This window comes from Caballeronia sp. A2-2 (genome assembly GCF_057612605.2).
This window is the reverse complement of record NZ_JBVFIR010000004.1, coordinates 169,591-193,407: the sequence shown is the minus strand read 5'-3', so window position 1 is coordinate 193,407 and position 23,817 is coordinate 169,591. Positions and strand designations below refer to the sequence as shown.

20 protein-coding genes and 1 riboswitch are annotated in these 23,817 nt (G+C 62.1%); of the genes, 6 read left to right on the top strand and 14 right to left on the bottom strand.

All coding sequences use genetic code 11. The features are described from left to right. The first annotated feature begins 42 nt into the window (after positions 1 to 42). The 3 genes from ACZCWR_RS31805 (at position 43) to ACZCWR_RS31795 (ending at position 1,942) form a co-directional block, all read left to right on the top strand. Positions 43 to 363, top strand: coding sequence for a DUF4148 domain-containing protein (locus tag ACZCWR_RS31805; RefSeq protein ID WP_487306656.1), 321 nt, complete (start codon positions 43 to 45; stop codon positions 361 to 363). Positions 364 to 418: 55 nt separating this feature from the next. Then, positions 419 to 817, top strand: coding sequence for an FKBP-type peptidyl-prolyl cis-trans isomerase (locus tag ACZCWR_RS31800; RefSeq protein WP_487306655.1), 399 nt, complete (start codon positions 419 to 421; stop codon positions 815 to 817). 138 nt (positions 818 to 955) lie between these two features. Continuing rightward, entirely contained in the window at positions 956 to 1,942 is a 987-nt protein-coding gene (locus tag ACZCWR_RS31795; RefSeq protein ID WP_487306654.1) for a zinc-dependent alcohol dehydrogenase family protein, read from the top strand. A gap of 31 nt (positions 1,943 to 1,973) precedes the next feature. On the opposite strand, the gene ACZCWR_RS31790 is transcribed toward ACZCWR_RS31795, so the two are convergent. Next, positions 1,974 to 2,135 carry a DUF1328 family protein gene (locus ACZCWR_RS31790; protein WP_487306653.1) on the bottom strand — a complete coding sequence of 54 codons (162 nt, stop codon included), beginning with the start codon at positions 2,133 to 2,135 and terminating at the stop codon, positions 1,974 to 1,976. A gap of 336 nt (positions 2,136 to 2,471) precedes the next feature. Here ACZCWR_RS31790 and ACZCWR_RS31785 point away from each other — a divergent pair, with 336 nt between their 5' ends. Next, positions 2,472 to 4,382, top strand: coding sequence for an AAA family ATPase (locus ACZCWR_RS31785; RefSeq protein ID WP_487306652.1), 1,911 nt, complete (start codon positions 2,472 to 2,474; stop codon positions 4,380 to 4,382). Positions 4,383 to 5,193: 811 nt separating this feature from the next. On the opposite strand, the gene ACZCWR_RS31780 is transcribed toward ACZCWR_RS31785, so the two are convergent. The 6 genes from ACZCWR_RS31780 to ACZCWR_RS31755 all read right to left on the bottom strand — a co-directional run bounded on the left by ACZCWR_RS31780 (position 5,194) and on the right by ACZCWR_RS31755 (position 11,215). Further along, positions 5,194 to 6,573 (bottom strand): sensor histidine kinase, encoded by a 1,380-nt coding sequence (locus ACZCWR_RS31780; RefSeq protein ID WP_487306651.1) that lies wholly within the window; start codon positions 6,571 to 6,573, stop codon positions 5,194 to 5,196. Next, positions 6,554 to 7,231 carry a response regulator gene (locus ACZCWR_RS31775; protein WP_487306650.1) on the bottom strand — a complete coding sequence of 226 codons (678 nt, stop codon included), beginning with the start codon at positions 7,229 to 7,231 and terminating at the stop codon, positions 6,554 to 6,556. The genes ACZCWR_RS31780 and ACZCWR_RS31775 overlap by 20 nt, the downstream gene beginning before the upstream one ends. After that, positions 7,228 to 8,535, bottom strand: coding sequence for a tricarballylate/proton symporter TcuC (locus tag ACZCWR_RS31770; protein WP_487306649.1), 1,308 nt, complete (start codon positions 8,533 to 8,535; stop codon positions 7,228 to 7,230). Before ACZCWR_RS31770 ends, ACZCWR_RS31775 begins: the two co-directional genes overlap by 4 nt. An 88-nt stretch (positions 8,536 to 8,623) precedes the next feature. Next, the gene (locus tag ACZCWR_RS31765; RefSeq protein ID WP_487306648.1) at positions 8,624 to 9,613 is read right to left on the bottom strand and encodes a quinone oxidoreductase family protein; all 990 of its coding nucleotides are present in this window, start codon (positions 9,611 to 9,613) and stop codon (positions 8,624 to 8,626) included. Between the two features lie 26 nt (positions 9,614 to 9,639). Continuing rightward, positions 9,640 to 10,629: an ABC transporter substrate-binding protein gene (locus tag ACZCWR_RS31760; protein ID WP_487306647.1), complete on the bottom strand. Its 990-nt coding sequence runs from the start codon at positions 10,627 to 10,629 to the stop codon at positions 9,640 to 9,642. 136 nt (positions 10,630 to 10,765) lie between these two features. Then, on the bottom strand, positions 10,766 to 11,215 hold the full coding sequence (locus ACZCWR_RS31755; RefSeq protein ID WP_487306646.1) for a cupin domain-containing protein: 450 nt from the start codon (positions 11,213 to 11,215) through the stop codon (positions 10,766 to 10,768). Positions 11,216 to 11,472: 257 nt separating this feature from the next. Here ACZCWR_RS31755 and ACZCWR_RS31750 point away from each other — a divergent pair, with 257 nt between their 5' ends. Then, a complete protein-coding gene (locus tag ACZCWR_RS31750) occupies positions 11,473 to 12,852 on the top strand; it encodes an MFS transporter (protein WP_487306645.1) in 1,380 nt (459 codons plus the stop codon). Positions 12,853 to 12,855: 3 nt separating this feature from the next. On the opposite strand, the gene uca is transcribed toward ACZCWR_RS31750, so the two are convergent. From uca to ACZCWR_RS31715, 7 genes are all read right to left on the bottom strand, one after another. Continuing rightward, positions 12,856 to 16,410 (bottom strand): urea carboxylase, encoded by a 3,555-nt coding sequence (gene uca, locus ACZCWR_RS31745; protein ID WP_487306644.1) that lies wholly within the window; start codon positions 16,408 to 16,410, stop codon positions 12,856 to 12,858. A gap of 170 nt (positions 16,411 to 16,580) precedes the next feature. Beyond that, positions 16,581 to 17,210 carry an urea amidolyase associated protein UAAP2 gene (locus ACZCWR_RS31740; RefSeq protein WP_487306643.1) on the bottom strand — a complete coding sequence of 210 codons (630 nt, stop codon included), beginning with the start codon at positions 17,208 to 17,210 and terminating at the stop codon, positions 16,581 to 16,583. Positions 17,211 to 17,224: 14 nt separating this feature from the next. Then, positions 17,225 to 17,932, bottom strand: coding sequence for an urea amidolyase associated protein UAAP1 (locus tag ACZCWR_RS31735; RefSeq protein WP_487306642.1), 708 nt, complete (start codon positions 17,930 to 17,932; stop codon positions 17,225 to 17,227). A gap of 19 nt (positions 17,933 to 17,951) precedes the next feature. Then, complete coding sequence (locus ACZCWR_RS31730; RefSeq protein ID WP_487306641.1) at positions 17,952 to 18,725, bottom strand: ABC transporter ATP-binding protein; 774 nt, start codon at positions 18,723 to 18,725, stop codon at positions 17,952 to 17,954. Continuing rightward, positions 18,722 to 19,537, bottom strand: coding sequence for an ABC transporter permease (locus ACZCWR_RS31725; protein ID WP_487306640.1), 816 nt, complete (start codon positions 19,535 to 19,537; stop codon positions 18,722 to 18,724). The genes ACZCWR_RS31730 and ACZCWR_RS31725 overlap by 4 nt, the downstream gene beginning before the upstream one ends. Positions 19,538 to 19,576: 39 nt before the next feature. After that, the gene (locus ACZCWR_RS31720; RefSeq protein ID WP_487306639.1) at positions 19,577 to 20,641 is read right to left on the bottom strand and encodes a putative urea ABC transporter substrate-binding protein; all 1,065 of its coding nucleotides are present in this window, start codon (positions 20,639 to 20,641) and stop codon (positions 19,577 to 19,579) included. A 57-nt stretch (positions 20,642 to 20,698) separates the two neighbouring features. Then, positions 20,699 to 20,814, bottom strand: a riboswitch (guanidine-I (ykkC/yxkD leader). 160 nt (positions 20,815 to 20,974) lie between these two features. Beyond that, the gene (locus ACZCWR_RS31715) at positions 20,975 to 22,729 is read right to left on the bottom strand and encodes an FUSC family protein (RefSeq protein WP_487306638.1); all 1,755 of its coding nucleotides are present in this window, start codon (positions 22,727 to 22,729) and stop codon (positions 20,975 to 20,977) included. A gap of 232 nt (positions 22,730 to 22,961) precedes the next feature. Between ACZCWR_RS31715 and ACZCWR_RS31710 the strand changes: the two genes are divergently transcribed. Further along, positions 22,962 to 23,816, top strand: a complete 855-nt coding sequence (locus ACZCWR_RS31710) for a GNAT family N-acetyltransferase (RefSeq protein WP_487306637.1) — start codon at positions 22,962 to 22,964, stop codon at positions 23,814 to 23,816. Position 23,817: the final 1 nt, after the last annotated feature.

The window sequence follows — 23,817 nt, the reverse complement described above, 5'->3', positions numbered from 1 at the left end:
CAGGGCTACGATAGATTCACCATAAATGCACGGAGACATCCAATGAAAACGCCGCAGGCAACGATCTGCGCTCTCGCGCTCATGCTGACAGGCTGCATCGCCTATGGACCGCCGCCGCCCGGCACGCCGCATCTGAGTGCCACGCAATGCGTCGATCTCACCGCGATCAGGAACAACGCGCCGACCACCATGCATGCCAACCAGAGTGAACTGGCCGCGCTCGAAGCCGCCGGTTACGATCCCTCGCCGTTCTACGATCCTTACTATCCCGATGATCTTCAGGCAGCGCAGGCGCAAGTCGATATCTGGTATCGCATGGAATGCCCGCAAGCGCAATCGCAGCCTCGGCCGCCTTCCAGCTAATCGGCGGCCATAGAGCTAGTCGATATAATTGCCGGCCATTCAACGAGGACGACTCATGAAATCAGTCATCGCTTTGCTCGCCGCTTCCGCCATCGCCACGACCGCGTTCGCAGCCAATCCCATCGAGAAGCTGCCTTCGGGCGTGGTGGTCGAACATCTCAAGCAAGGCACCGGCGCGCAACCCACCGCCGACGACACCGTGCGCGTCAACTATCGCGGCACGCTCGCGAACGGCACCGAGTTCGACAATTCGGCGAAGCACGGCGGCCCCGCCACGTTCCCGCTCGGCCGCGTGATTCCGTGCTGGACGCAAGGTGTGCAAAAGATGAAAGTCGGCGGCAAGGCCAAGCTGACCTGCCCGGCGGCGACGGCCTACGGCGATCGCGGCGTCGGCGCGATTCCGCCCAACAGCGAGCTGACGTTCGAAGTGGAGTTGCTCGGCATCGGGCAATAAGGGCTTGGCAATACGCGCTCCGGTGAACGCCGGAGCGTGTCGAAGATAGGTGAAGTCGCTATTGTCCAAAGCGGCCGCCGCGAGTGAGGATTCAACACGACCCTCAGCCGTTCGAGTGAGCGTCGAAAGGACATCGACATGAACATGCACGCCATCGTCATCAGCACGCAGGACGGTCCGCTCGAATGGCGCTCGGTGCCGCGCCCGGTCGCGGGCGACAACGAAGTGCTCGTGCGCATCGTGGCGGCGGGGCTCAATCCGCTCGACGCGAAGATCCGCGCAGGCAAGGCGGCGCATGCGCGGCATCCGTTTCCGTGTGTGCCGGGCATCGACATGGCGGGCGTCGTGGAGGAAGTGGGCGCGAACGTCACACGCTTTCGTCGCGGCGATGAAGTCTACGGAATGACTGGCGGTGTCGGCGGATTGCAAGGCTCGCTTGCACAATTCGCTGCAGTGGATGCCGATCTCCTTGCGCTCAAGTCACGCAATCTTTCCATGCGCGAAGCCGCCGCGCTGCCGCTGGCGTTCATCACCGCGTATAGCGGGATTGTGGATCGCGTGGGCGTGGGCATGGGACAGACCGTGCTCGTGCAGGGCGGCGCGGGCGGCGTCGGGCACGCTGCCGTGCAATTGGCGAAGGCGCTGGGCGCGCGCGTGTTCGCGACCGTCAGCGAAGGCAATCGGGCACTGATGGAAGAACTGGATGTCACGCCCATCGATTACGCCGCGCAAACCGTGGAGCAATACGTCGCGGCTCATACGCAAGGCAAAGGTTTCGATGTCGTGGTCGATACCGTCGGCGGCGCGACGCTCGATGCCTCGTTCGCCGCCGTGCGTCATTCTGGCCACGTAGTCAGCGCGCTCGGCTGGGGCACGCATGCGCTGGCCCCGCTTTCGTTTCGCGAGGCCACTTATTCGGGCGTGTTCACGTTGTATCCGTTGCTAAGCGGCGAGCGCCGGCGGCATCATGGAGAAATGCTCGAAGAAGCCACGCGTCTGGCCGATGCCGGCAAGCTCAAGCCACGCCTCGACACACGCAACATCGATCAACATCAATTGGAAAGCGCATTCGAGACGCTCGAAAGCGGACGCACGAACGGCAAGCTCGTCGTGACCATCCGCTAAAGGGCGCCTCAAAAAACGGGGTAAACCCGCGTTAACGCCTGATCAGACCCATCACCAGCGTCACCAGGAAAATCACGAGGAAGACGAAGAACAGAATCTTCGCGATGCTGGCCGCCCCCGCCGCAATCCCACCGAACCCGAGCGCTGCCGCAATCAAAGCGATCACGAAAAATATCAAAGCGTAGTACAGCATGATGGTGCCTCCGTAGGTCTTCAAAAGTCGAACATGCCCTTGTCAGCAGGCAGTGCAACGACCATAGCAAGCGGCATTCCTTACCGAATGGAAACGTCATTTATCCCGTGTTATTCTTGGTCGCCCCGCAAACGCCATCCCACCACACAAAAACCCGCGCACGCGGCCGGGCCGCACTTTTCAATGTTTAGCGGCCTTTAAAGAAGGCGCGTCGTTCTGCCGTCAATAGAGTTACATGCGAACGGGTCTGCTAAAAGTTAAGCACGACCCCGCGCTCCCTATTCATAAGACGCTGGATTGAAGGTCGCTCTTTCAGCGGCCCGTAGGACTTGCTTGATGAAACGGTTAAAGAAACTGCTGCGGTCGCGTGTCGGCCGCTTCGTGGCGGGTGGCGTGACGGTGGTCGCGATCGTGGCGGCCGTGGGCTTTTCGCGTCTTCACGACGATTCCGCGCAAACGAATTCCACCACGCTCGTGGGCGTCGCCAGTCAGATGCGTCACGATGCATCGGCGTGGACGCATCGCGAGCAGGACGTCTCGCGGATGATGCGCGACATCCGCGCAGGCAATGTCGATGCCGTCGGCGTGAGCCGCGACGCGGTGCTCATCTCCACGCTCAAGGGCGAGAAGTACTTCGTCGCCGATCACAATGGCACGTTCTCCAACGCACTTTTGCTCGGCACGCTCAAGTCGGACAACTCGGTGCCCTATCAGGTCGTCTGGCTGCCGGATGCGAAAGTGCGCGCCGGTACTGCACGCTGGAGCGATCTTTTCAACGGCACGCGCGAAATCCTCACGCTGCTGCTGCCGGTCCTGATGATGGGAGGCCTGCTGTGGTTCATGCGCCGCGAGATGCGCGGTGGCGCGCAATTGCTCGGCAAGTCGCCGACCTTGCGTTTCGATGACGTGATCGGCGCAGGCGAAGCGAAAGCCGCATTAGCCGATGTGCAGGCGTGGCTTACCGAGCCGAAACAATTCACCAGCATGGGCGTGCGCGCGCCGTGCGGCATTTTGATGACGGGTGGTCCCGGCGTGGGCAAGACGCGTCTCGCGCAAGCGCTGGCAGGTGAATGCGGCGCGAACTTCATCGCGATTACCGGCAGTTATTTCAGCGCGAAGTATTACGGTGTCGGCATTCAGAAGGTGAAGAATCTGTTCGAACTGGCGCGCGAGAATGCGCCGACGGTTATTTTCATCGACGAAGCGGACGGCCTCGGCAAGCGCACGGATACCGGCGGCGGTCCGGTCGAAGCGGAGAGCAACCGCATCATCAATCAACTGCTTGCGGAGATGGACGGGTTCGAGTCGAACGAAGGCGTGATCATCGTCGCGGCGACCAATCATCCGGACAATCTCGATGAGGCGCTGCGTCGGCCGGGCCGCTTCGACCGGACCATTCAGGTTCGTCTGCCCGACCTCGACGACCGCGCGCGCATTCTGCGTTTCTATGCCGCGAATCTCGCCATGAAAGCGGACGAGATCGATTTCAACCAGCTTGCGCGGCTGACCACGGGCCTGTCGCCGGCCACGCTGTCGATGATCGTCAATCAGGCGGGACTTGTTGCGCGCAAGGCCGGTTTGCGGCAAGTGGGCGCGGAACATTTTCTCGAAGCGATCAAGATTGCGCGCATCGGCGATATCAACGGTGCGGAGCGCGCGCTGTCGGATGATGAACGCACGCGTATTGCCATTCACGAGTCGGGGCATGGGCTTGTGGCTGCTTTGCTCGGAACCGGTGTGCTCGAAGAGGTGACGATTTTGCCGCGCGGCGGCGCGTTGGGTGTGGCGCTGATCACGAAGGCGCAGGATAAGCATCTGTATCGTGAGACCGAATTGCGCAATGAGATTCAAGTCTTGCTCGGTGGGCGTAATGCGGAATTGCTCATGTTCAACGAGGCATCGAGCGGGGCGGCGCAGGATCTTCAGGAAGCCTCACGTATTAGCCTCGATATGGTTTCGAAGCACGGCTTCAATGATGAGGGCAATTTGTTCAGCTTCGCGGCGTTGCCGCAGCAGTATGCGGGTTTGCAGCTTAAGGATTCGATCACGCAGGCTAATGCGTTGTTGCATGATCTTAACGATGAATGCTTTGCGCTGTTGAAGGCGAATGAGCCGGTGCTTCGGGCGATTGCTGAGCAGTTGCTTGAGTCGGAAACCGTGGCTGGCGAGACGGTTTATCGCTTGATTCGTGAGCATGCGGAGGCTCGGGTCGGTGAGGATATGTCGATGCGGGCGCTGGCGGCGTGAGGTTTGCGTTTATTTACGCTGATGTCGTGAAAGGGGCTGCTCTTGTGTGTGCTTTTATTGCAGTAGCCGCCTCCCCGGCGGGGGGGTAACTTTCTTTGCTGCTGCAAAGAAAGTCACCAAAGAAAGCAGCTTTTACCCCCATGCACGATGGCTGGAAAGGGTGGTCTGAATTAACAATACAGTGGCCGCAATAGGACTTGCCACGCATGACAAGCCGTTTAGGCAACCTAGCGATTTCGCGCTCGAATCCTTAAGCCTTCGTGGTCCGCATTCATTCATTCGGCCATGCGCTTCGCGCGCCGAGAGCGTAAGAACGGAATCCCGCAGCGTATAAGCGCCCAGCCACATCAAACCACATCGCACCCGCCCCATTGGGCCCTACCCTGATTAGCACTTCCATAAAGCGGCACACCGAAGGCGTTAGGCTTTGCTCGAAGTGCTAACCAAGGTAGGGCCGAATAGCAATCTTGCGGGGAAGTGTGATGTGGCTGGGCGCTCATACGCTGCGGGATTCCGTTCTAAAGCTCTCGGCGCGCGCAGCGCATGGCCGAAAGAACGACTGCGGTCCACTAACACTAAGAAACTCGAGCGCGAAATCGTCAGGTTGCCCACACGCTAAACCAACCGAGGGAAGTCCCATTGCGGCCACTGCATTGTTAATTCAGACCACACTTTCCAGCCAGCGTGCGGAGGGGTAAAAGCTGCTTTCTTTGGTGACTTTCTTTGCAGCAGCAAAGAAAGTTACCCCCCCGCCGGGGAGGCGGCTACTGCAATAAAGACCCAAACAAGAGAAACCCCTTGCAAGAAAGCCTCAGCGAACATCCCCCCGCCCCGGAAAGCACAACTCCACCATAGTCCCCGTCCCGGCGCGGGATTCGCCAATAGAAATCACCCCATCATGCGCCCTCACAATCTCCCGCGCGATCGCGAGCCCTAATCCACTCCCCTCCTCCTCCGATGCCCGGAAAAACGGCTCGAACACTCGCTGCCTCAGCGCCACCGGTATCCCCGCCCCTTCATCCGTCACACTGACGATCACGCTCATCTCCCGCCGATAAACCTCCACCGTCACCCGCGTGCCCGGCGGCGAATACCTAATCGCATTGTCGATAAGATTGGAAAGCGCCGCCGCCAGCAACGGCTCACTGCCCGTCACGACAAGCGCCTCTCCGAACGACACCGCAAGCTCGATATCACGCCGCCGCGCCGCCAGCGCCAGCTTCTCAACAGCATGCGTCGCGACCTCGCGCAGATCGACAGCATCGCCCTCAAAATTGGTGTAATCAGCCGCCTCGGCCTGCGCAAGCATCAGCAATTGATTGATAAGCGCGACCATCGCGCGATTGCTGTGATGCATGGCCGCCAACGTCTCACGCACATCATCGAGACTGCGCTGGCGGCGCGCAAACTGAAGCTGCGATCCCAGCAACGTAAGCGGCGTGCGAATCTGATGCGCGGCATCGGCGATGAACCGGCGCTGCGTCGCGGTCTGCCGCTCGATGGTATCCAGCGACGCATTGAACGCCGCCACCAGCGGATGCAACTCCGCATGCAGTTCAGTCGAATCGATCCGCTCGCGGCTTTCCAGCGGATGCGCCGCCAACCCGCTCGCCAATTTGCCAAGCGGACGCAGTTCCAGCGCTAGCCCCGCGCAAATCACCACCATCGCCACCGCGATACTGCCGAGGATATACACAAGCTGCGGCTTCCACAGCGTCTCGACCAGCGCATCGCGCGCGACCAGCGTGCGCCCGAGCGACACGACCAGCTTCACGGTGCGGCCATCGTCGAACATGGGACGTTCGAGCGACACCGCGCGGATCGGCATGTCGCCGACTTTCGCGTCGTACCACTGCGGGAGATTCGCCAGTCGCGGCTGCGGGAAATCGGAAGTTCCGGCAATCACCGGCCCGCCGTCGATGGCGACGCGATAAAACACCTGATCGCCTTCGGGCGTGCCGACGATCTGTATCGTGCTCGGCGAAACGGAGGCAACGAGATCGCGGCCTTCCCAGCGCACGTCGCTGGCCATCACACGCGCCGCCGCGAGCAACGCGGCATCCTGAAGCAAATCGGCGGTGCGCCGCGCGTTGGCGTGCGTGAGCCACGCCGCGATCAGCGCGAAGGCGGTCATCGGCACGAGCAGCCAGACGAGCAGCCGCGCGCGCAGGCTACGCTTGCGGTTCTTCATGTTCGAGCAGATAGCCCAGCCCGCGCAGCGTGATGATCGTCGCCGTGCTCTTTTCGATCTTCTTCCTGAGCCGCGAGACGTAGATTTCGATGGCGTCGCCGCTCGGTGGCGTATCGCCGTCGTGCAGGGCTTCGGCCAGCACGGCTTTCGACACCGTCTTGCCCGTCTTGAGTATCAGCGCTTCGAGCACCGCATGTTCGCGCGGCGTGAGCGACAGCGCGTCATCGCCGATAAAGAACTGGCGGCGGTCCATGTCGTACAGCAAACTGCCGCAGCGGATGCGGTTCGAGCGCACCGGCGCATGCCGCCGCGCCAGCGCCTTGATGCGCGCGATCAGCTCGCGGTCGTCGAACGGCTTGACCACGTAGTCATCCGCGCCATCGCTCAGGCAAATCACCTTTTCGCCGATGTCACCGGTCGCCGTGAGCACGAGCACCGGCGTGGCATCGCCGCGCTCGCGCATGCGCCGCAGCAGCGCCTTGCCCGACATGCCGGGCAGATTCAGGTCCAGCAGCGCGACATCGAAACGCGTGAGCGCGAGCGATGCCTCGGCGGTCTCGCCATCAACCGCGTGCTCGACGAGGAAACCCTCGTCGGCCAGCGTCCGCGTGAGCCAGTGCGCGAGTTGTCGATTGTCTTCGATCAGCAGAAGTTTCATTGCTCGGGTGCGCTTTGCAACCTGTATCCGTTACGGGCCTGACGCGAGCGGTAGAGCACCAGCGTCGCAATCGCGCCGCACACCGCGGCCGCGCCCATCCATGCGCCGGGCGATGCCTTGTCGCCGGTGAAGTGAATCAGCGACGTCGAGATGGCGGGCGTGAAGCCGCCCACCAGCGTGGCGAGACTGTAGGCCATCGAAAAACCGGTCGTGCGCACGTTCGCGGGCATCAGTTCCGTGAGCGCGACCACCATCGCGCCGTTGTACCACGCATAGAGCAACGAAAGCCACAGTTCCACCATCAACAGGCGTTCGAAGGACGGCGCGGCGACGAGCCACTGCATCGCCGGATACGAAGTCAACACGGTGAGAGCGGTGAAGATCAGCAGGATCGGGCGGCGTCCCACACGGTCCGACACCGCGCCGGAAATCGGCAGCCACACGAGATTCGACACGCCCACGCACACCGTCACGATCAGCGACTCCAGCGACGTGAGATGCAGCACGCTGCGGCCGAACGTCGGCGTGTACGTGGTGATGAGATAGAACGAAACCGTGGTCATGACGACCAGGCCCATGCCCGCGACGATCAGCCCCGCGTTATTGAGCATCGACATCATGATTTCGCCCATGCGCGGATGATGCTTGCGCGCCGCGAACTCATCCGTCTCGCGCAGCGTGCGGCGAATGAGGAACAGGAACGGCACGATCAGGCAGCCGACGAGGAACGGAATGCGCCAGCCCCACGCGTTGACATCGGCGGGCGGCAGCAGTTGATTCAACAACACGCCCATCGATGCCGCGAAGATCACCGCCACTTGCTGACTGCCGGATTGCCACGAGCAGAAAAAGCCGCGCCGTCCGGGCGTGGCGATCTCGGCGAGATACACGGAGACGCCGCCCAGTTCCACGCCCGCCGAGAAGCCCTGCAACAGCCGCCCGATCAGCACGATCACCGGCGCTGCGATGCCGATGGCCGCGTATCCCGGCACGAAGGCCACGCACGCGGTGCCGACCGCCATCAGCGAAAGCGAGAGAATCAGGCCCTTGCGACGTCCGTGGCGGTCCACATACGCGCCGAGCACGAGCGCACCGACCGGACGCATGACGAAGCCCGCGCCGAACACGGACAGCGCGAGCAGCAGCGAGACGAACTCGTTGTCGGCGGGAAAGAACGAATGGGCAATCGCGCTGGCGTAATAGGCGTAGACGGTGAAGTCGTACATCTCCAGGAAATTGCCGCTGACGACGCGAAAGACCGATCGGAACGGCGATTCGGAACGAGTGTGGGAGACGGGTTGCATCGAATCCTCTTTGATTTTGAGGGATGAGTTTCGGCACCGGCGTGCTGCATGGGGCGCGCCGGACTTTGAAAACAAATGGTTATGGAAACTAGGCGATCGTCATCACGGCTTTGCCTAGCTGACGGCGTTCTTCGAGCGCGGCGTGCGCTTCTTCCACGTCGTCGAACGTGTAGCGGCCGCTGATCTCGATACGCAACGCGCCCTGAGCAATGGCCGCGAAAATATCGTCGGCGCGATGCTGCACGGTGGCGGCATCGGCGAGATGATCGGCCAGACGCGGGCGCGTGAGGAAGAGCGAACCGGCTTCGCCCAGTTCGTAGGGATCGAGATCGCGCATGGGGCCGGTGACAGAGCCGTAATTCACGACGAGCCCGCGCACCCGCGTCGCGCGGAAGCTGTCGCGCAGCGTCGTCTTGCCGACCGCATCGAACACGACATCCACGCCGCGCCCGTCCGTCATTTCGCGGATGCGGTCCGCAAACGCGCCGTTCTCGTAGAGCATGACGTGGTTCGCGCCGCGCTCCCGCGCGATGGCCGCCTTGTCCGGCGTGCTGGTCGTCGCGAACACTTCCACGCCGCGCCGCCGCGCCAGTTGCACCAGCAATTGGCCGATGCCGCCCGAGGCCGCATGCACGAGACAACTCATGCCGGGCGCCAGGCGCGCAACGTCTTCGAGCAAATAATGCGCGGTCGATCCTTGAAAGATCGCGGCAGCAGCAAGCTCGTAATCGATGCCCGCAGGCAAGCGCGCGAGCCGCGCAGCAGGCACGATGGCGTAATCCGCATACGCACCCCACGAAATGCACCACGCCACACGATCACCCGCGCGGCACGAACGCACGCCCTCGCCGGTCTCGACCACTTCGCCCGCGCCTTCCATGCCGAGCGTGCAGGGAATCCTCACGGGATAGCTGCGCGAATCGCGATACTTGCCTTGCCGCGTGTGGACATCCATGAAATTGATGCCCGCCGCGATCACCCGCACCAGCACTTCGCCCGCGCGCGGCTTCGGAATCTCGATATCGACACGGCGCAGCACTTCGGGGCCGCCGTACTCATGAATCTGGATGGCTCGCATCGGCTTGTCTCTGTGGTGGATTTTGTTCACGGGGCGTCGGTGATGAAGCGGTCGGTCCAGGTGCGCGCGAGATCGACGTGGCGCGCGGAGACATCGGCATCGACTTGCGCGAGGATGGCGAGCACGTTGGACGGCGCATCGGCGGGCATGCGGCCGGTCGCGGAAAACGCAGGCTTCATGACGGCGAGCGCCTGACGGTAGGCGGCCGCATCGCCGCCTTTGAGCGATGCGGGCACGACTGCTTCGATGTCCGCTTCGTTGTGCGTGCGGATGAAGGCCAACGCATCGCGCAATGCCTGCACGAGCCGCGCGGTTTCATCGGGATGCGCGTCGATCCAGTCGCGCCGCATGTACAGACACGCGCCCACATACGGCCCGCCGAGATGGGCGCGCGTATCGGCGGCGCTGCGCAGATCGACGAGCGGACGCGCCGTGCCGCGCGAAATCAGCCGCGTGGCGGTCGGGTCTTCGGTCATGCCGGCATCGACCGCGCCTTCGGTGAGCGCCTTCTCCAATGCCGCTTCGGTGGCGAGCGGCACGACCGTGTAGGCATCCGGCGGAATGCCTGCGCGCGTGACGAGATAGCGCGTGAGAAACCATGTCGATGAACCGAAGCCGGTGACCGCGAGGCGTTGCGTGCGGGCATCGGCCATCGAATGCATGCTGCCCGACTGACGCGCCAGCGCGATCAGCCCCGCCGATTGCCCGAGCACGATGACCGACTGCACATCCATGCCGCGGCTTTGCAGGCCGATGGTGTGATCGTAATAACCGACCGCGCCTTCGATCGCGCCCGCCACGAGTTCCGTCGAGGTATCGATTCCGGCGGGCGACGACAGCACGCGCACATCCAGCCCGGCGCGGCGAAAGTAGCCGAGCTGGTCCGCCAGCGTGACAGGCAAATAGATGAGCTTGGCGGCGCCGCCCGTCATCAGGCGAATGGGCTGGGCATGCGCGGCGCTGGCCATGAGCACGGCCATCAAAGCAATCACACTGATGAGCGCACGGCGCGGCATCGGGCGTCTCCTGAGCATCGGATATGCGCCTGTCGTCGCAGGCGTCGGGATGTCAGGCAGTATAAAAAAGCGCGCCCTTCTGAATGCTTTCCATCGCGGCGGCGTTTTCTAAGGACTTACCCCAGCGACGCTAAATTCAGAACGACGACGGCAATCTGCGCGGAAGATAGCCTTCCGGCTTGCGCGTGAGCTTGCGGGCCATCTTGAGCGCGAGCAGCACGGGCTTGCTCATGTGCGGACGAAGAATCGCGTGCTTGCGGACGTATTGCGGCACATACCATTCGGCGCGCGTGCCCGCGTAAAAGAGCGCGGCATGTCCCGCGCGCAGCGATCGCGGCGGCTGCCCTTCGGTCTTGATGATGACCTCGCCCTCGATCACATACATGGTTTCGTCCGCTTCGAAATACCAGTTGAAGCGGCCTGCCGTGCAGTCCCAGACCCACGATGTGGTGGTCGTGTCGCGGCTTTGCGACCACAGGCCCGCACGCGCCACGGGTTCGCCTTCGATGATCCACGCGGGGTCGATCGGATCGGGCTCCAGAAGGACATCGTCCAGCAGGACGGACTCGAAAACAGGAGCTGTCATGAAAGTTCGTTCCTCAAGAGAATGCCCGATTATAAAGACAGTAAGAAAAACCGACTAAGCAAGAAAAAAGCCCGACCGGTCGATTTGTCCGATCAAAAGTGCCGAATATTTCGGTGAGCCTACGTTTTTCCTTAGGGCAAATGCCGACTTCGCGCGCCTTGTGCGTCGATCTTCCGGCGTGCTACTTTGATTTGAGCGCATGGTTACCGGTAACAGACGACATTTCTACAAAAATGCAGTGAAAACGGAGACTCCCCATGACGACGCACCCGCAAACGGTGCCTTCCTCCCAGCCATTTCCCGACGATGACGCCAGCCGCGCGCCCGTCTCGCCAGCCCAACTGCGACGGGCGATTCTCACGAGTGCCGTCGGCAGCGCGCTCGAATACTACGATTTCGCCATTTTTGGGCTGGCTACCGCACTGATCTTCAGCCGCGTGTTCTTTTCCACGCTCGATGCCAGCGCCGGATTGCTGGCGAGTTTCGCCACGTATGGCGTGGGTTTTCTCGCGCGTCCGCTGGGCGGATTGTTCTTCGGCTCGCTCGGTGACCGCAAAGGGCGCAAGTTCGTATTGCTGCTGACCATCGCGATCATGGGTGTATCGACGACGCTTGTCGGCCTCTTGCCGGTCGGCCCGATGGGCGCGGTCGGGCTGGTCTTGCTACGGCTCGCGCAAGGCTTCGGCGCGGGCGCGGAACAAGCGGGTGCATCGACGTTGATGGCGGAAGTCGCGCCGGTGAAGCAACGCGGCTTCTTCGCTGCGTTGCCGTTCGTGGGCATTTTCGCGGGCTTCGGCATCGCCACCGCGACGTTCAGCGTGATGCAGGTCTTCATGGATCAATCGACCATCCTCGCATGGGGCTGGCGTGTGCCGTTTCTCGCGAGCGTCGTGCTGATTGCCGTGGCGGTGTGGATTCGTCTGCGGCTGCGCGAAAGTCCCGCCTTCGCCGCGCTGGAAAGCGGGCATGAAGTCGCGCGCTCGCCCATGCGTCTGGTCATCAAGGAAGCGCGCAGGCCGGTGACGGCGGCGGTGCTCATGCGGCTCGCGGAACAGGGCGGCTCGACTATCTATACAACCGTTGTCATCGCGTTTCTGAGCGGCACGGTCGCGGCGAAACATGGTCTGCCGCCCGGCACGCTCGCGCGCGTGGGCACGACCGGCGCGCTCATCGCCACCTTATCGAGCGTGTTCACCACGCCGTTCTTCGGCGCGTTGTCGGATCGATTCGGACGTCGAACCGTCTACCGATGCGGCGCGATCTTCATGTTGCTATGGGCCGTTCCCGCATGGTGGATGATCAACACCGGCAGCTTCGGCTGGGTCGCGCTCGCCATGTTCGGCGGCTACGCGATCGGCGCGAACAGCATGCTCGGCGCGCAGTGCTCGCACTTCGCGGAACTCTTTGGCAATCGCTATCGTTATTCGGGCGTCGCGTTGTCGCGAGAAATCGGCGCGGTGCTGTCGGGTGGAATCGCGCCGATTCTCGGCATCTATCTGACGGGGCTTTCGGGCGGTTCTTACTGGGTCATGGGCTTTTATACCGCTGTCTTGTCGGCGTTGACGCTCGTGGGCGTGGGCATGTCCACGGAAACACGCGGACGCGATCTCACCGATTTGAACGACGCGGTGCGCTGACGTTCACGCATCGCGCTCGATCACCACGAGCCGCTGCCCGGCGCGTACGGATGCGCCGGGCTTGAGCTGCATCTCCACCACGGTTCCCGCACACGGCGCGATCACCGATATCTCCATCTTCATGGATTCGATGACGAGCAGCACGTCACCTTCCGCGACCCGGGCGCCGCGCTCCACACGCACTTGCCATAGATTGCCCGCGATTTCGCATTCGACCGCTGTCTGATCGTCTGCGAGCGGTGCGCTATCTGCATCTGAATCGATGCTTGATTCGAATGACTTGTCATCATCACCCGCATCGTTCCAGCGCTGACGCTCATCCTGAAACGCTTCCCTTTGATGCGCACGAAACGCGGCAATCCCTTCCGCCTCGCGTTGAAGAAATGCTTCGTAGTCCGCGAGAGACAACTCTGTCTCCTCGATCTTCAGCGCATGACGTCCGAGCGGAAAGGCATCGCGGATGCGCAGCAATTCATCGGCGGATACTTCATGAAAGCGGATCTGATCGAAGAAGCGCAGCAGATACGGACGGCCCGCGAATTCCGCGACTTCACGATAGCGATTCCACATCTGCAAGGTACGCCCGACGAACTGATAACCGCCCGGCCCTTCCATGCCATACACGCACAGATAAGCCCCGCCGATGCCCACCGAATTCTCCGCCGTCCACGTGCGCGCCGGGTTGTATTTCGTCGTGACCAGCCTATGACACGGGTCCAGCGGCGTCGCGACGGGCGCGCCGAGATAGACATCGCCGAGACCCATCACGAGATAACTTGCATCGAACACAATGCGCTTCACATCGTCGATGGAATCCAGCCCGTTGATGCGCCGGATGAATTCGAGGTTGCTCGGGCACCACGGCGCATCGGGCCGCACCGTGGTCATGTATTTATTGATGGCGAGCCGGCACGCGGGATCGTCCCACGATAGCGGCAAATGCACGATGCGCGAAGGCACGCGCAGCTCCTTTCGCAGCAGCACGCGCTGCCAGGTCGATGCCACGTGTTCCAGCAACGTATCGAGCGGCAATGCTTCGGGATGGTAATGAATTTGCAGCGAACGAATGCCCGGCGTGAGATCGATGACGCCCGGTAATTGCAGCGCTTCGAGCGATTGCATCAGCGCGTGACCGCGAAAGCGCAGCACGAGATCGAGTTCGGGCGGGCCTATTTCGAGCAGCAGATGCGTGTCGCCGCTCAGGCGTGCGACCAGGCGTTCGTTACCCTCGCCTAGGTCCAGCATGACGGGCGTTTTCAGCACGGAACGCTCAGGCTGGGGCGTGCGCGCAGATGCAATATCCACCGGAACGAAGCGCACTTTATCGCCCGCTTTGAGCTGGCCGATCTGCCACAAGTCCGCTTCGATCACCGTGACAGGACAAACGAAGCCGCCGAGGCTCGGGCCATCCGGACCGAGTATCACGGGCATGTCGCCGGTGAAATCCACCGCGCCCACGGCATACGGATTGTCGTGAATATTCGATGGATGCAGCCCCGCCTCGCCGCCATCTTCACGCGCCCATTCGGGCTTTGGGCCGATCAGCCGCACGCCTGTGCGGCTCGAATTGAAGTGGACTTCCCATTGCGTATCGAAGAAGCGTTCTATGTAGTCCGGCGTGAAATATTCCGGCGCACCATGCGGGCCGTAGATCACGCGTAGCGTGCGCACGTCTTCCAGTCGATACGTAAGCGCTTCGGGCAACACTGCGCCTGCTTCACGATTGCGCAGCGCATGGAGATGCAGCACATCGCCCGCACGCAGCGCGCGTCCGCCGTGACCGCCGAACTGACCGAGCGTGAACGTGCTGCGGCTTCCAAGATACGTCGCCACGTCGATGCCGCCGCGAATGCACAGATACGCCCGCGCACCGGCACCGCGAATCGTGCCGAGCGCGAGCGTGGAGCCCGCTGCGATGAACAACGTCGTGTTCATCGGTTGCGCGATACCGTCGAGCATTATCGGTAATGTCGCGCCCATAACCGCGACCACCGCATCCGTGTTGAAGCGCAGCGAAGGACCGCGCATGGTGATTTCGAGCGCTGCGTCGTGCTCGTCGTTATCGATCAGGCGATTGCCTGAACGCAAGGCGCGATCGTCCACTGGTCCTGAAGGCGGCACGCCCACGGCCCAATAGCCAACTCGTCCCGGATAGTCTTGCACGGTGGTCTGCGTGCCCGCTTCGAGCACTTCGAACGTCGATGCGCGGTATCGCAAACCTTCGAGACAACGCGTCCACGGATGGCCGCTTGAGAACGGCGCATCCGCGAGAATCTGCTGCAGATAGCCGCGATTCGTTTCGACGCCGTGAATACGCGTGTCGGCGAGCGCGGCATCGAGCGCATGACGTGCTTCATCGCGCGTGGGCCGCCATGCGATGAGTTTGGCGAGCATCGGATCGAACCACGGCGGCACGTCGCAGCCCGCCTCGATCCATGTGTCGATGCGAAGCGCGCGGCCGTCTGCTGAAGGAAACGCGACATCGGTCAGCAAGCCCGGACATGGTTTGAAATCGCGGCCCGGGTCTTCTGCATAGAGACGTGCTTGAATAGCGTGCCCGCGCGGCTTCAGATCGCGCGTGAGCACATCCAAAGGCGCGAGCGTGCCCGCCGCGAGTTCGATCATCCAACGCACCAGATCGACGCTCCAAACCTGCTCCGTCACGCCATGTTCCACTTGCAAACGCGTGTTCACTTCGAGGAAGTAAAAGCGCGCGGCTTCGCTGTCGTAGACGAATTCCACCGTGCCCGCCGAGCGATACGATACGGCTTGAGCAAGCCGGATCGCTGCTTCACACAGGGCGGTTTCGATGCCTTCCGGAAGATTCGGCGCAGGCGTTTCTTCGAGCACTTTCTGATTGCGACGCTGCACCGAGCAGTCGCGCACGCCGAGCGCAATGGCTTTGCCCTTGCCATCGCCGAACACCTGCACTTCGAGATGCCGCGCACGTTCGATGTACTTCTCCAGAAACACGCCCGCATCGCTGAAATTGTTTTGTCCCAGCCGCCGCACGACATCGAACTGCGCTTCGAGTTCATCCGGATTCCTGCATACCCGCATGCCGATGCCGCCGCCGCCCGCCGTGCTTTTCAACATCACCGGATAGCCGATACGCGCCGCCGATGCGAGCGCATCATCGAGACCGTCGAGCAGGCCAGTGCCTTCGAGCATCGGCACACCTTGTTCTGCGGCGATGGCGCGTGCCGTATGCTTCAAACCAAACGCGCGCAACTGCGCAGGCGTCGGCCCGATGAACGCGATGTCCGCCGCCTCGCAAGCCTCCGCAAACGCCGCGTTCTCCGATAAAAACCCGTAGCCCGGATGAATCGCCTGCACGCCATTTGCACGCGCAATCGCGAGAATCTTGCCGACATCGAGATAGGTGACGCCTGCCGCGCCATCGCCGAGACTGAACGCGGCATCGGCAAGACTGACGTGACGGCTCGCGCGATCCGCTTCGCTATGAATGGCGATGCCTTTGACATCGAGTTCGCGCAAGGTGCGCAAAATGCGGCACGCAATGGCGCCGCGATTCGCGATAAGGACGGTATCGAACATGAGTGAGTGGACGTTCGTGCATGGGCGGGTCGTCCCGCCGCGTTGTCGTGCATGCCGGGGTCGTCCACGGCATCTTGCTTCTGCTTAGTGTTTCGTAGAGGAAGCACGCATCGGCAACAAACGTTCAGCACGTGCCTTGAAAATGCGATAAATCCATTCGCGCAAGGTCGTCAGTTCCATATCGTCATCTCCGCAGGCGTGGGGTTGTAGGCGTTGCATGGATTGTTGAGTTGCGGGCAATTCGAAATCAGCACGATCACATCCATTTCAGCGCGCAATTCCACGTATTTGCCCGGCGCGGAAATGCCGTCCTCGAATGTGAGACCGCCTTCCGGCGTCACCGGCACGTTCATGAAGAAGTTGATGTTCGCGGCGATATCGCGTTTGGAAAGACGGCCGTCATGCGCGCAGGCGCGCAAGTAGTTATCGCGGCAGCTATGCATGTAGCGCTTTTCCAGCGCATAGCGCACGGTATTGCTTTCCTGCGCGCATGCGCCGCCGAGCGTGTCGTGGCGGCCGCATGTATCGGCGACGATAGTCAGTAATGGATTGCCGAAGTTCGAATAAAGCACCGTGCCCGTCGTCAGATAAAGGCTTTGCTGACGGCGTAAAGTGCGTTGCGCGTCGTAACGTTCACGTGGGTCGGCGAGGCTATAGAACAGTGTGTCGATGGCCTGATTGCCTTCGACATCGCGAATACGCAAGGTCTGCCCTGCCTTCAGTTCCTTGAGCCACGGTTCGCCTGCGGGCAGCGTTTCGCGGGAAATGGCATTGGCGGGATCGCGCGTGCTTGTCGTCATGTCGTGTCTCCCGCTCAGAGAAAGAATCGTTCGGTATTGATGAACCCGCGCGCGTTTTCTTCACGCGATGTTCGACATATTTCGGCTACCTGAGGATCGGCGGCGCGCAACGCGAGCTTCACGCTTTTGGGCGCATAACGCGGCTGCGGGTCGAGCGGATGTTGAATGGCGGTCAGCACGACGAGCGTATTCATCGGCGCATAGAGTTCGATGTAATCGCCGGGCTTCGAATTGTTCGCGACGAAATCCAGCGCGCCCGAATCCTTCACATCCACGCGGCTAAAGAGATTGAGGGTCATCACGAGATCGGCCATGCCGAGTCCCCACTTGCCGAGTTCGACGAGCAGGTTATCCGTGCCATTGCGATAGAACGCGTTGCGTAATTCCTGATAGCGTCCTTCGCCATATTTCTCGCGCACTTCCTCTGCATTCGATACACCCGCGATGCTGTCATGCCAGCCGCACGCATCCGCGACGATGGCAGCCAGCACGCGCCCCATGTCCGAGTACAGACAATGCCCTTGCGTGAGCTTCGCCGTGTGCTGGCATTTGAGCGTATCGGGCAAGTTGAGGCGTTCGCTCTTTTCATCGGCATTGAACATGAGCATGGCGACGTTCGCGCCGCCTTGCGTATCCGTGATGCGCAGCAGTTGCCCGCGCTTCACGATCAGCGATGCATGCCCGCCTCCGGGCACGGTTTCTTCAAGCAGGATGTTGTCCATATGCGTTCTCGTTTTGATATCAAGCAGGCACCGCGAGCAAAGGCGGAATTGCGGTATCCGTGTTTGCATCGCGCGTACCGTTGCGGTCGAGCGGAATGTCGTAGGTAATGCGCGCACCGTAAGCCTGCGGCGCGTGCGGATCGATTCGCACCTTATCGAACACCAGCACGCGGCTGCCGAGCGTGAAGCCTTCCTTCAGATCATGCGTGACCATGAACACCGTGAGCTTCGCCTCGCGCCACAGCGCAGTCAGCAGTTCGTGCATGTCGCGGCGAATGCCGGGATCGAGCGCGCCGAACGGCTCGTCGAGCAAGAGCACGCGCGGCTTCATCACCAGCGCCTGCGCAAGCGCGAGCCGCTGCTGCATGCCGCCCGATAGCTGATGCGGGTACTTGTCGAGCGAATCCGTCAAGCCGACGCGCGCAAGCATGGCCATGGCTTCATCGCGCGCCAGACGCTCGCGCGCACCGAACAACCGCCCCGTGAAACGCGCATGCGGCAGTTCGAGGCCGAGCATCACGTTGCGTAGCACGGTCAGATGCGGAAACACCGAATAGCGCTGAAACACCACGCCGCGATGCGCATTTGGTTCGGCGGGCAATGGTTCGCCATCCAAAAGAATGTGGCCGCGCGTCGGACGCTCCTGACCGAGCAGCATGCGCAGAAAGGTGGATTTGCCGCAGCCGGATGCACCGACCATCGAACAGAACTCGCCTTCCTGCACATGCAAGTTGAGCCGTTCGAGCACGACCTGATCGCCGTATTGCTTCCATAGATTGCGGATCTCGATCATGCGCGGCCTCCGTCGTACCACGGGAACGCGCGCCGCGTCAGTTGCCGCAAGCCTTCGTCGATGAGCCACGCGAGCAGCGTGATCCACGCGACGTAAGGCAGGATCACGTTCATTGCAAGATAGCGCCGCACGAGAAAGATGCGATAGCCCAATCCGTCCGTCGATGCGATCGCTTCCGCTGCGATAAGAAAGAGCCACGCGGAACACAGCGCAAGCCGCAACGCGATCAACAAACGCGGCAGCAATTGCGGCACGATCACGCGCAGAATCAGCGTCCAACTCGATGCGCCCAAGGTCTGCGCCTTCACCCACAATTCCTCGGGAATCTCGCGTGTGCGCTGCTGAAGATCGCGAATCATCATCGGCGTGATGCCGATCACGATCAGCACGACCTTCGACAGTTCATCGAGACCGAACACGATGAATAGAATCGGCAGCACGGCGAGCGGCGGAATCATCGATATCACGGTGATGAACGGCGAGAGCGTGGCCGTCACGAGCGGAATGCTGCCCGTCACGATGCCGAACAGCAACGCGAGCGCGGCGCTCACTACCAAGCCGATGACCAGACGCCTGAGGCTTGAAATGGTGTCGTCGAGCATGAGGTATTCGCCCGTGCGCTTGTCCTCGCTGAAGGCGTATTCATGCAGCGCGTCCTTCATCTGCACGGCGCCGGGCAATACCTTGTCGTCGGGATTGGCCTGCAAACGCAGCGCCGAACCGGTGAAGTACACCGCGATCAGCACGATGAACGGCAGCAGCAACAGCATGAGACTGCCCGTGCGTCCGGGATGACGGTTGATGAGCCGCATGGCGCGTTTCCTCGTTTCAGTACGTCTTGAGTGGCGCGATCACAGCTTGCCTTGCGCGGCCATGCGCACGTAGGTCGGATCGAAACGCAGCTTGAGGTTGCCCTTGCTGCCGACGACCACGTCATGATCGAACGCCATGCCGACCGCGCCCGCATCCGGCGCACCCTTGCCGAGCAAACCGTGATCGAACGAGAACTGCGCCACGCGCGTCATGATCTTCGGCATGTTCGGGCTGGTCGCGAAATCGAGTGCTTGTTGCGGCGTGTAGAACAGCGCGGTGGTCGCGAGTTGCGCGCGGTAGCCTGCGAGGTCGGTGCCGGAGGCCTTCGCCATCGAGGTAAGCGCGTCATCGCTGGCGGGTGTCGTCGCGTGCATCAGTTGCACGATTTCGAACCATGCCCCGGTGAGCGCCTTGCCGAGTGCCGGGTTGTCGTGCAGCGTCTTCGTGTTCACCACCATCATGTCCATGATTTCGCCGGGAATGCGGCTCGAATCGAAGACTTCGCTGACGTTGGGCTTGGCCTTGAGGTCGGCCAGCATCGGGTTCCATGTCACGGCGTTGTGGACATCGGCGGTGGCGAACGCGCCGGATATATCGGCATCCGAAGTATTCACGGTCTTGATGTCGCGCTCGCTCATGCCCGCGGATTCCAGCGCACGCGCCAGCAGATAGTGCGACACGGAAAGCTCCACGAGATTGACGGGCTGACCCTTCAGATCAGCCACTTTCTTGCCCGTGCCCTTGATGAGCACGCCATCGTTGCCATTGGAATAATCGCTGACGATAAGCGCCGTGCTGTCCACGCCGCCGGTGGCCGGAATGGTGAGCGCGTCCATATTGGTCATGGCGCAGCCGTCGAACTTGCCGGCCGTGTACTGGTTGATCGATTCGATGTAATCGTTGAGCTGCACGACATCGACATTGATGCCGTACTTCTTCGCCCATTTGGTCATGATGCCCTGAGTCTTGGCATAACCCCACGGCATCCAGCCCGCGTAGATGGTCCAGCAGACCTTGAAGTCCTTGCGGGCTTGAGCAAATGCAGGCGTGGAAAAGCAGAGGGAGAGAGCGACGGCAGCGGCGGCGAAGAGACGGACGCGCATGAGGGAGACCTCGCGGTTAAGGTTATCGACGGCAGGAGCGGCGCGACGCATCGCGTTCTCTCCCGGGCTTTTATCCCGCCGTGTAACCTCGTACGAGGTCGACAACTCTCGGACCAGCGTCGCGCATCGTGCGGTGTGCATCGATACGGACCGGAACCCTAGTCATCCATTTGCCAGATTGTGACCACCAAACCGGGATGCTGCACCGGCTCCTTTTCCTCTTTATGCGAATTGCATGCCAAGCCTGTTGCGCCGTGGGTTCACGCTTTTCATGCACGATGACAGCGCGTGCGACGCAAGCTGCGGGCGCATGCGCGCACCATCGAAGTGCGTTTATTTGGCTACTGCGTGGGTGCGCCAGAAACGCGTGATCGTGCGTGCGGGGTTCGGCTCGCTCAGGCGTTGCGCGAGTAATGCGACAGCGCCTTCGAGTGCTGTAGAACCCATCGCGATTTCAGGCGCACGCGCTTGCGTGTAGCGCGCGCGGATCGCTTCGAGGCCATCGATCACTGAAGATGCGTGATCCACCGGAGCCTGCCCCGCGAGCATCATCCGAACGTGATGCACGCAGCACTGCAACGCGCCCGCCACACGTTCGTAGCGCGGCTCCCACATGAACATGCGCTGCGGTCTGAGCGCGATTCTGAAGTCGTGCCATTGACGGTCGAGCGTGCGCATGGCGAGGCCCGCGTTCGCATCGGACGATGCCGCGTTCACGCCGGCGATCAATGCATCCAGCACGGCGACGAAGCGTGCTTCCACATGGCGCGTCGTATCGAGCGGACGAATGATGCACGCCGCAAGCGCCGCTGCCACGCAACCGATCGCCACTTCCTCGATACGCAGTTCCACCAGCGGCTGCACCGCATGGCCGAGCGCGCCGTACACAAGCCCCACGAGCACGGTGACGAAAAATACGCCCTGTCCGTAGGCGTTCATGACGAAGTACGCCCATCCGAACACGCACAGCAGCATCGCGATGCTGAGCACGGCGGGCGCATGCCCGAGGCCCGCCACAAGCAACGTGCTGACGAGCGCGCCTGCAAACGTCCCGCAGGTGCGCTGCAACGCGCGATACAGCGTGTCGCCCACTGAACGCGTGCCGAGAAATACCACGAAGGTCGTGATGACCGCCCAGAACCAGCGCTCCGAAGAAATGAGTTGCCCTGCGAACATGGCGAGCAATGCAGCGACAGCCACGCGTGTGGCCGGAAGCCATGTGAGGTTCTGGCGCAATGCGACTGCGCTTGCATGCGAAGGCGCATCGCCATGCAGCCCCGATGCAGCCAGCGCTTCGAGCCGCGCAATGCATTCGCGAAAGGCCGCTTCGCGTGCGGGGCGATCGGTTTCATCGAATACATATTGTCCTGCCGCGACTTCCAGTTCGATCAGCGCGGTCCGCAGTTCGGCGGCGGTTTCGGGACCGAGCAGCGCCAGACGATCCTCGAACGCCATTGCTGCTTCGTTCATGGATGACAGCGCGGCGTGCGTGTGCCGTGTCGGACGCAGCACGTCGAGCGCGCGCAGGACGACGGTGCGCGTCGCCAGTCGAAGCGCGGCGCGGCGGCGTGGCGGCACGATCCATCGTCCAACGCTTGCCACCACGCACGGCCCGATGAGCGACAGCACGAGCGTAAATGTCGCGTCGGCTTGCGTCTGATGCAGATAAAGCCCGAGATAAAACGCGACGAGCCCGACGAGCGCGCAGCCGAGCAAACGCGGCCCGCATGCCTGCACGAGCATGCCCGCGAACAGCAATGCGATGAACGCGATATCGGCAGCGAGCGGCGTGGCTTCGAGCGCGGAGGCCGCGCCGAAACTCAGCACGGCGACGAGATACATGGAGAGCAGCGAGACGCGCCAGCCGCGCGCGGTGGCATCACGCAGGAAGAGCGGTGCGATCATGCCGAACAGCACGCCAAGGCCTGCGGAAACCAGCGGTGCGCCAACAAAAGACGCGGCGTGGATGGAGAAAATCGCGGTGAGCAACGTCGCCAGCGTCGCGCGCAAGGCGGTGACGAAGCGGGTCAGTCCGGGATCAACGACGAGCAGACGGTCGGCCGCTCGCTGAAAGGCGATCGCAAACATAAGTCATCCGGTCGATGACGGAAACGGGCTTTTGGCGGGTTTCGGTCAGGGATTGAGAGACGCGCCGCTTTCGCATGCCGGGATCGCCGGTGTGCGGAAGATGCGGGTTTTCCCGGATGATAGCTGGTCAAAAATCCGTTGCGGTCCATGTGCCGTTGCACAGCAGGATCATCCTAGCCACGCGCAGCCCCACCATGCCAAAGTACCCCGGTTTCCCTCCACGGAGCCCGCCGTGCCCATTGCCTACCGCTCTTTCACCCCCGCCGACATCCCCTTCGCTCACGCGCTATCGGTCGAAGTCAAATGGCCGCATCGCGCCGACGACTGGCGTTTCGTGCTCGCCGCCGGAACAGGTTTCATCGCGCAGGATGGCGAGCGTATCGTCGGCACGGCGCTGTGCTGGAAGTACGGTGAGCGCGGCGGTTCGCTCGGCATGGTGATCGTCGCGCCGGATCGTCAGGGCTTCGGCATCGGCCGCAAGTTGATGGAGATGCTGCTGGAAGCGCTCGGCGATCGCATCACCATGCTGCACGCCACGCCCGCTGGCGAGCCGCTTTACGCCAAGCTTGGCTTCGAACGTTCGGGCACGCTGTATCAGCATCAATCGGCGGATTTCGTGGTGCCGAACATCGAACTCGCCGCCGATGAAAACATCCGCCCGATCACCCACGCCGACAAACCCGCGCTCGTCGCCCTCGCCTCACGCGCTTGCGGCTTCGACCGTGCCGCACTTTTGCCCGCGTTGATGAACGTCGCGCCGGGCGTCGTGATCGAACGCAAGGGCGAGGTGCTCGGCTTCGCGCTCATGCGCGAATTCGGACGCGGTCACGCCATCGGCCCGGTCGTCGCCTCGACCTTGAACGATCCGAACAATCACCGCGCCAAGGCTCTCGTCGCGCACTGGCTCGATGCCAACGAAGGCCGCTTCACGCGCATCGACACGCCGCACGAAAGCGGGTTGTCGCCGTGGCTCGAAGGCATCGGGCTCAGGAAGGTGGATACGTCGATCCGCATGGCGCGCAATGGCACGCCGCCGCGCGATGCCGACATCGCGCAATACGCCATCATCAATCAGGCCATGGGCTGAC

Coding starts and splice junctions, on each gene's coding strand:
- ACZCWR_RS31805 (WP_487306656.1), top strand. CDS start 43: ATGAAAACGCCGCAGGCAACGATCTGCGCTCTCGCGCTCATGCTGACA.
- ACZCWR_RS31800 (WP_487306655.1), top strand. CDS start 419: ATGAAATCAGTCATCGCTTTGCTCGCCGCTTCCGCCATCGCCACGACC.
- ACZCWR_RS31795 (WP_487306654.1), top strand. CDS start 956: ATGAACATGCACGCCATCGTCATCAGCACGCAGGACGGTCCGCTCGAA.
- ACZCWR_RS31790 (WP_487306653.1), bottom strand. CDS start 2,135: ATGCTGTACTACGCTTTGATATTTTTCGTGATCGCTTTGATTGCGGCA.
- ACZCWR_RS31785 (WP_487306652.1), top strand. CDS start 2,472: ATGAAACGGTTAAAGAAACTGCTGCGGTCGCGTGTCGGCCGCTTCGTG.
- ACZCWR_RS31780 (WP_487306651.1), bottom strand. CDS start 6,573: ATGAAGAACCGCAAGCGTAGCCTGCGCGCGCGGCTGCTCGTCTGGCTG.
- ACZCWR_RS31775 (WP_487306650.1), bottom strand. CDS start 7,231: ATGAAACTTCTGCTGATCGAAGACAATCGACAACTCGCGCACTGGCTC.
- ACZCWR_RS31770 (WP_487306649.1), bottom strand. CDS start 8,535: ATGCAACCCGTCTCCCACACTCGTTCCGAATCGCCGTTCCGATCGGTC.
- ACZCWR_RS31765 (WP_487306648.1), bottom strand. CDS start 9,613: ATGCGAGCCATCCAGATTCATGAGTACGGCGGCCCCGAAGTGCTGCGC.
- ACZCWR_RS31760 (WP_487306647.1), bottom strand. CDS start 10,629: ATGCCGCGCCGTGCGCTCATCAGTGTGATTGCTTTGATGGCCGTGCTC.
- ACZCWR_RS31755 (WP_487306646.1), bottom strand. CDS start 11,215: ATGACAGCTCCTGTTTTCGAGTCCGTCCTGCTGGACGATGTCCTTCTG.
- ACZCWR_RS31750 (WP_487306645.1), top strand. CDS start 11,473: ATGACGACGCACCCGCAAACGGTGCCTTCCTCCCAGCCATTTCCCGAC.
- uca (WP_487306644.1), bottom strand. CDS start 16,410: ATGTTCGATACCGTCCTTATCGCGAATCGCGGCGCCATTGCGTGCCGC.
- ACZCWR_RS31740 (WP_487306643.1), bottom strand. CDS start 17,210: ATGACGACAAGCACGCGCGATCCCGCCAATGCCATTTCCCGCGAAACG.
- ACZCWR_RS31735 (WP_487306642.1), bottom strand. CDS start 17,932: ATGGACAACATCCTGCTTGAAGAAACCGTGCCCGGAGGCGGGCATGCA.
- ACZCWR_RS31730 (WP_487306641.1), bottom strand. CDS start 18,725: ATGATCGAGATCCGCAATCTATGGAAGCAATACGGCGATCAGGTCGTG.
- ACZCWR_RS31725 (WP_487306640.1), bottom strand. CDS start 19,537: ATGCGGCTCATCAACCGTCATCCCGGACGCACGGGCAGTCTCATGCTG.
- ACZCWR_RS31720 (WP_487306639.1), bottom strand. CDS start 20,641: ATGCGCGTCCGTCTCTTCGCCGCCGCTGCCGTCGCTCTCTCCCTCTGC.
- ACZCWR_RS31715 (WP_487306638.1), bottom strand. CDS start 22,729: ATGTTTGCGATCGCCTTTCAGCGAGCGGCCGACCGTCTGCTCGTCGTT.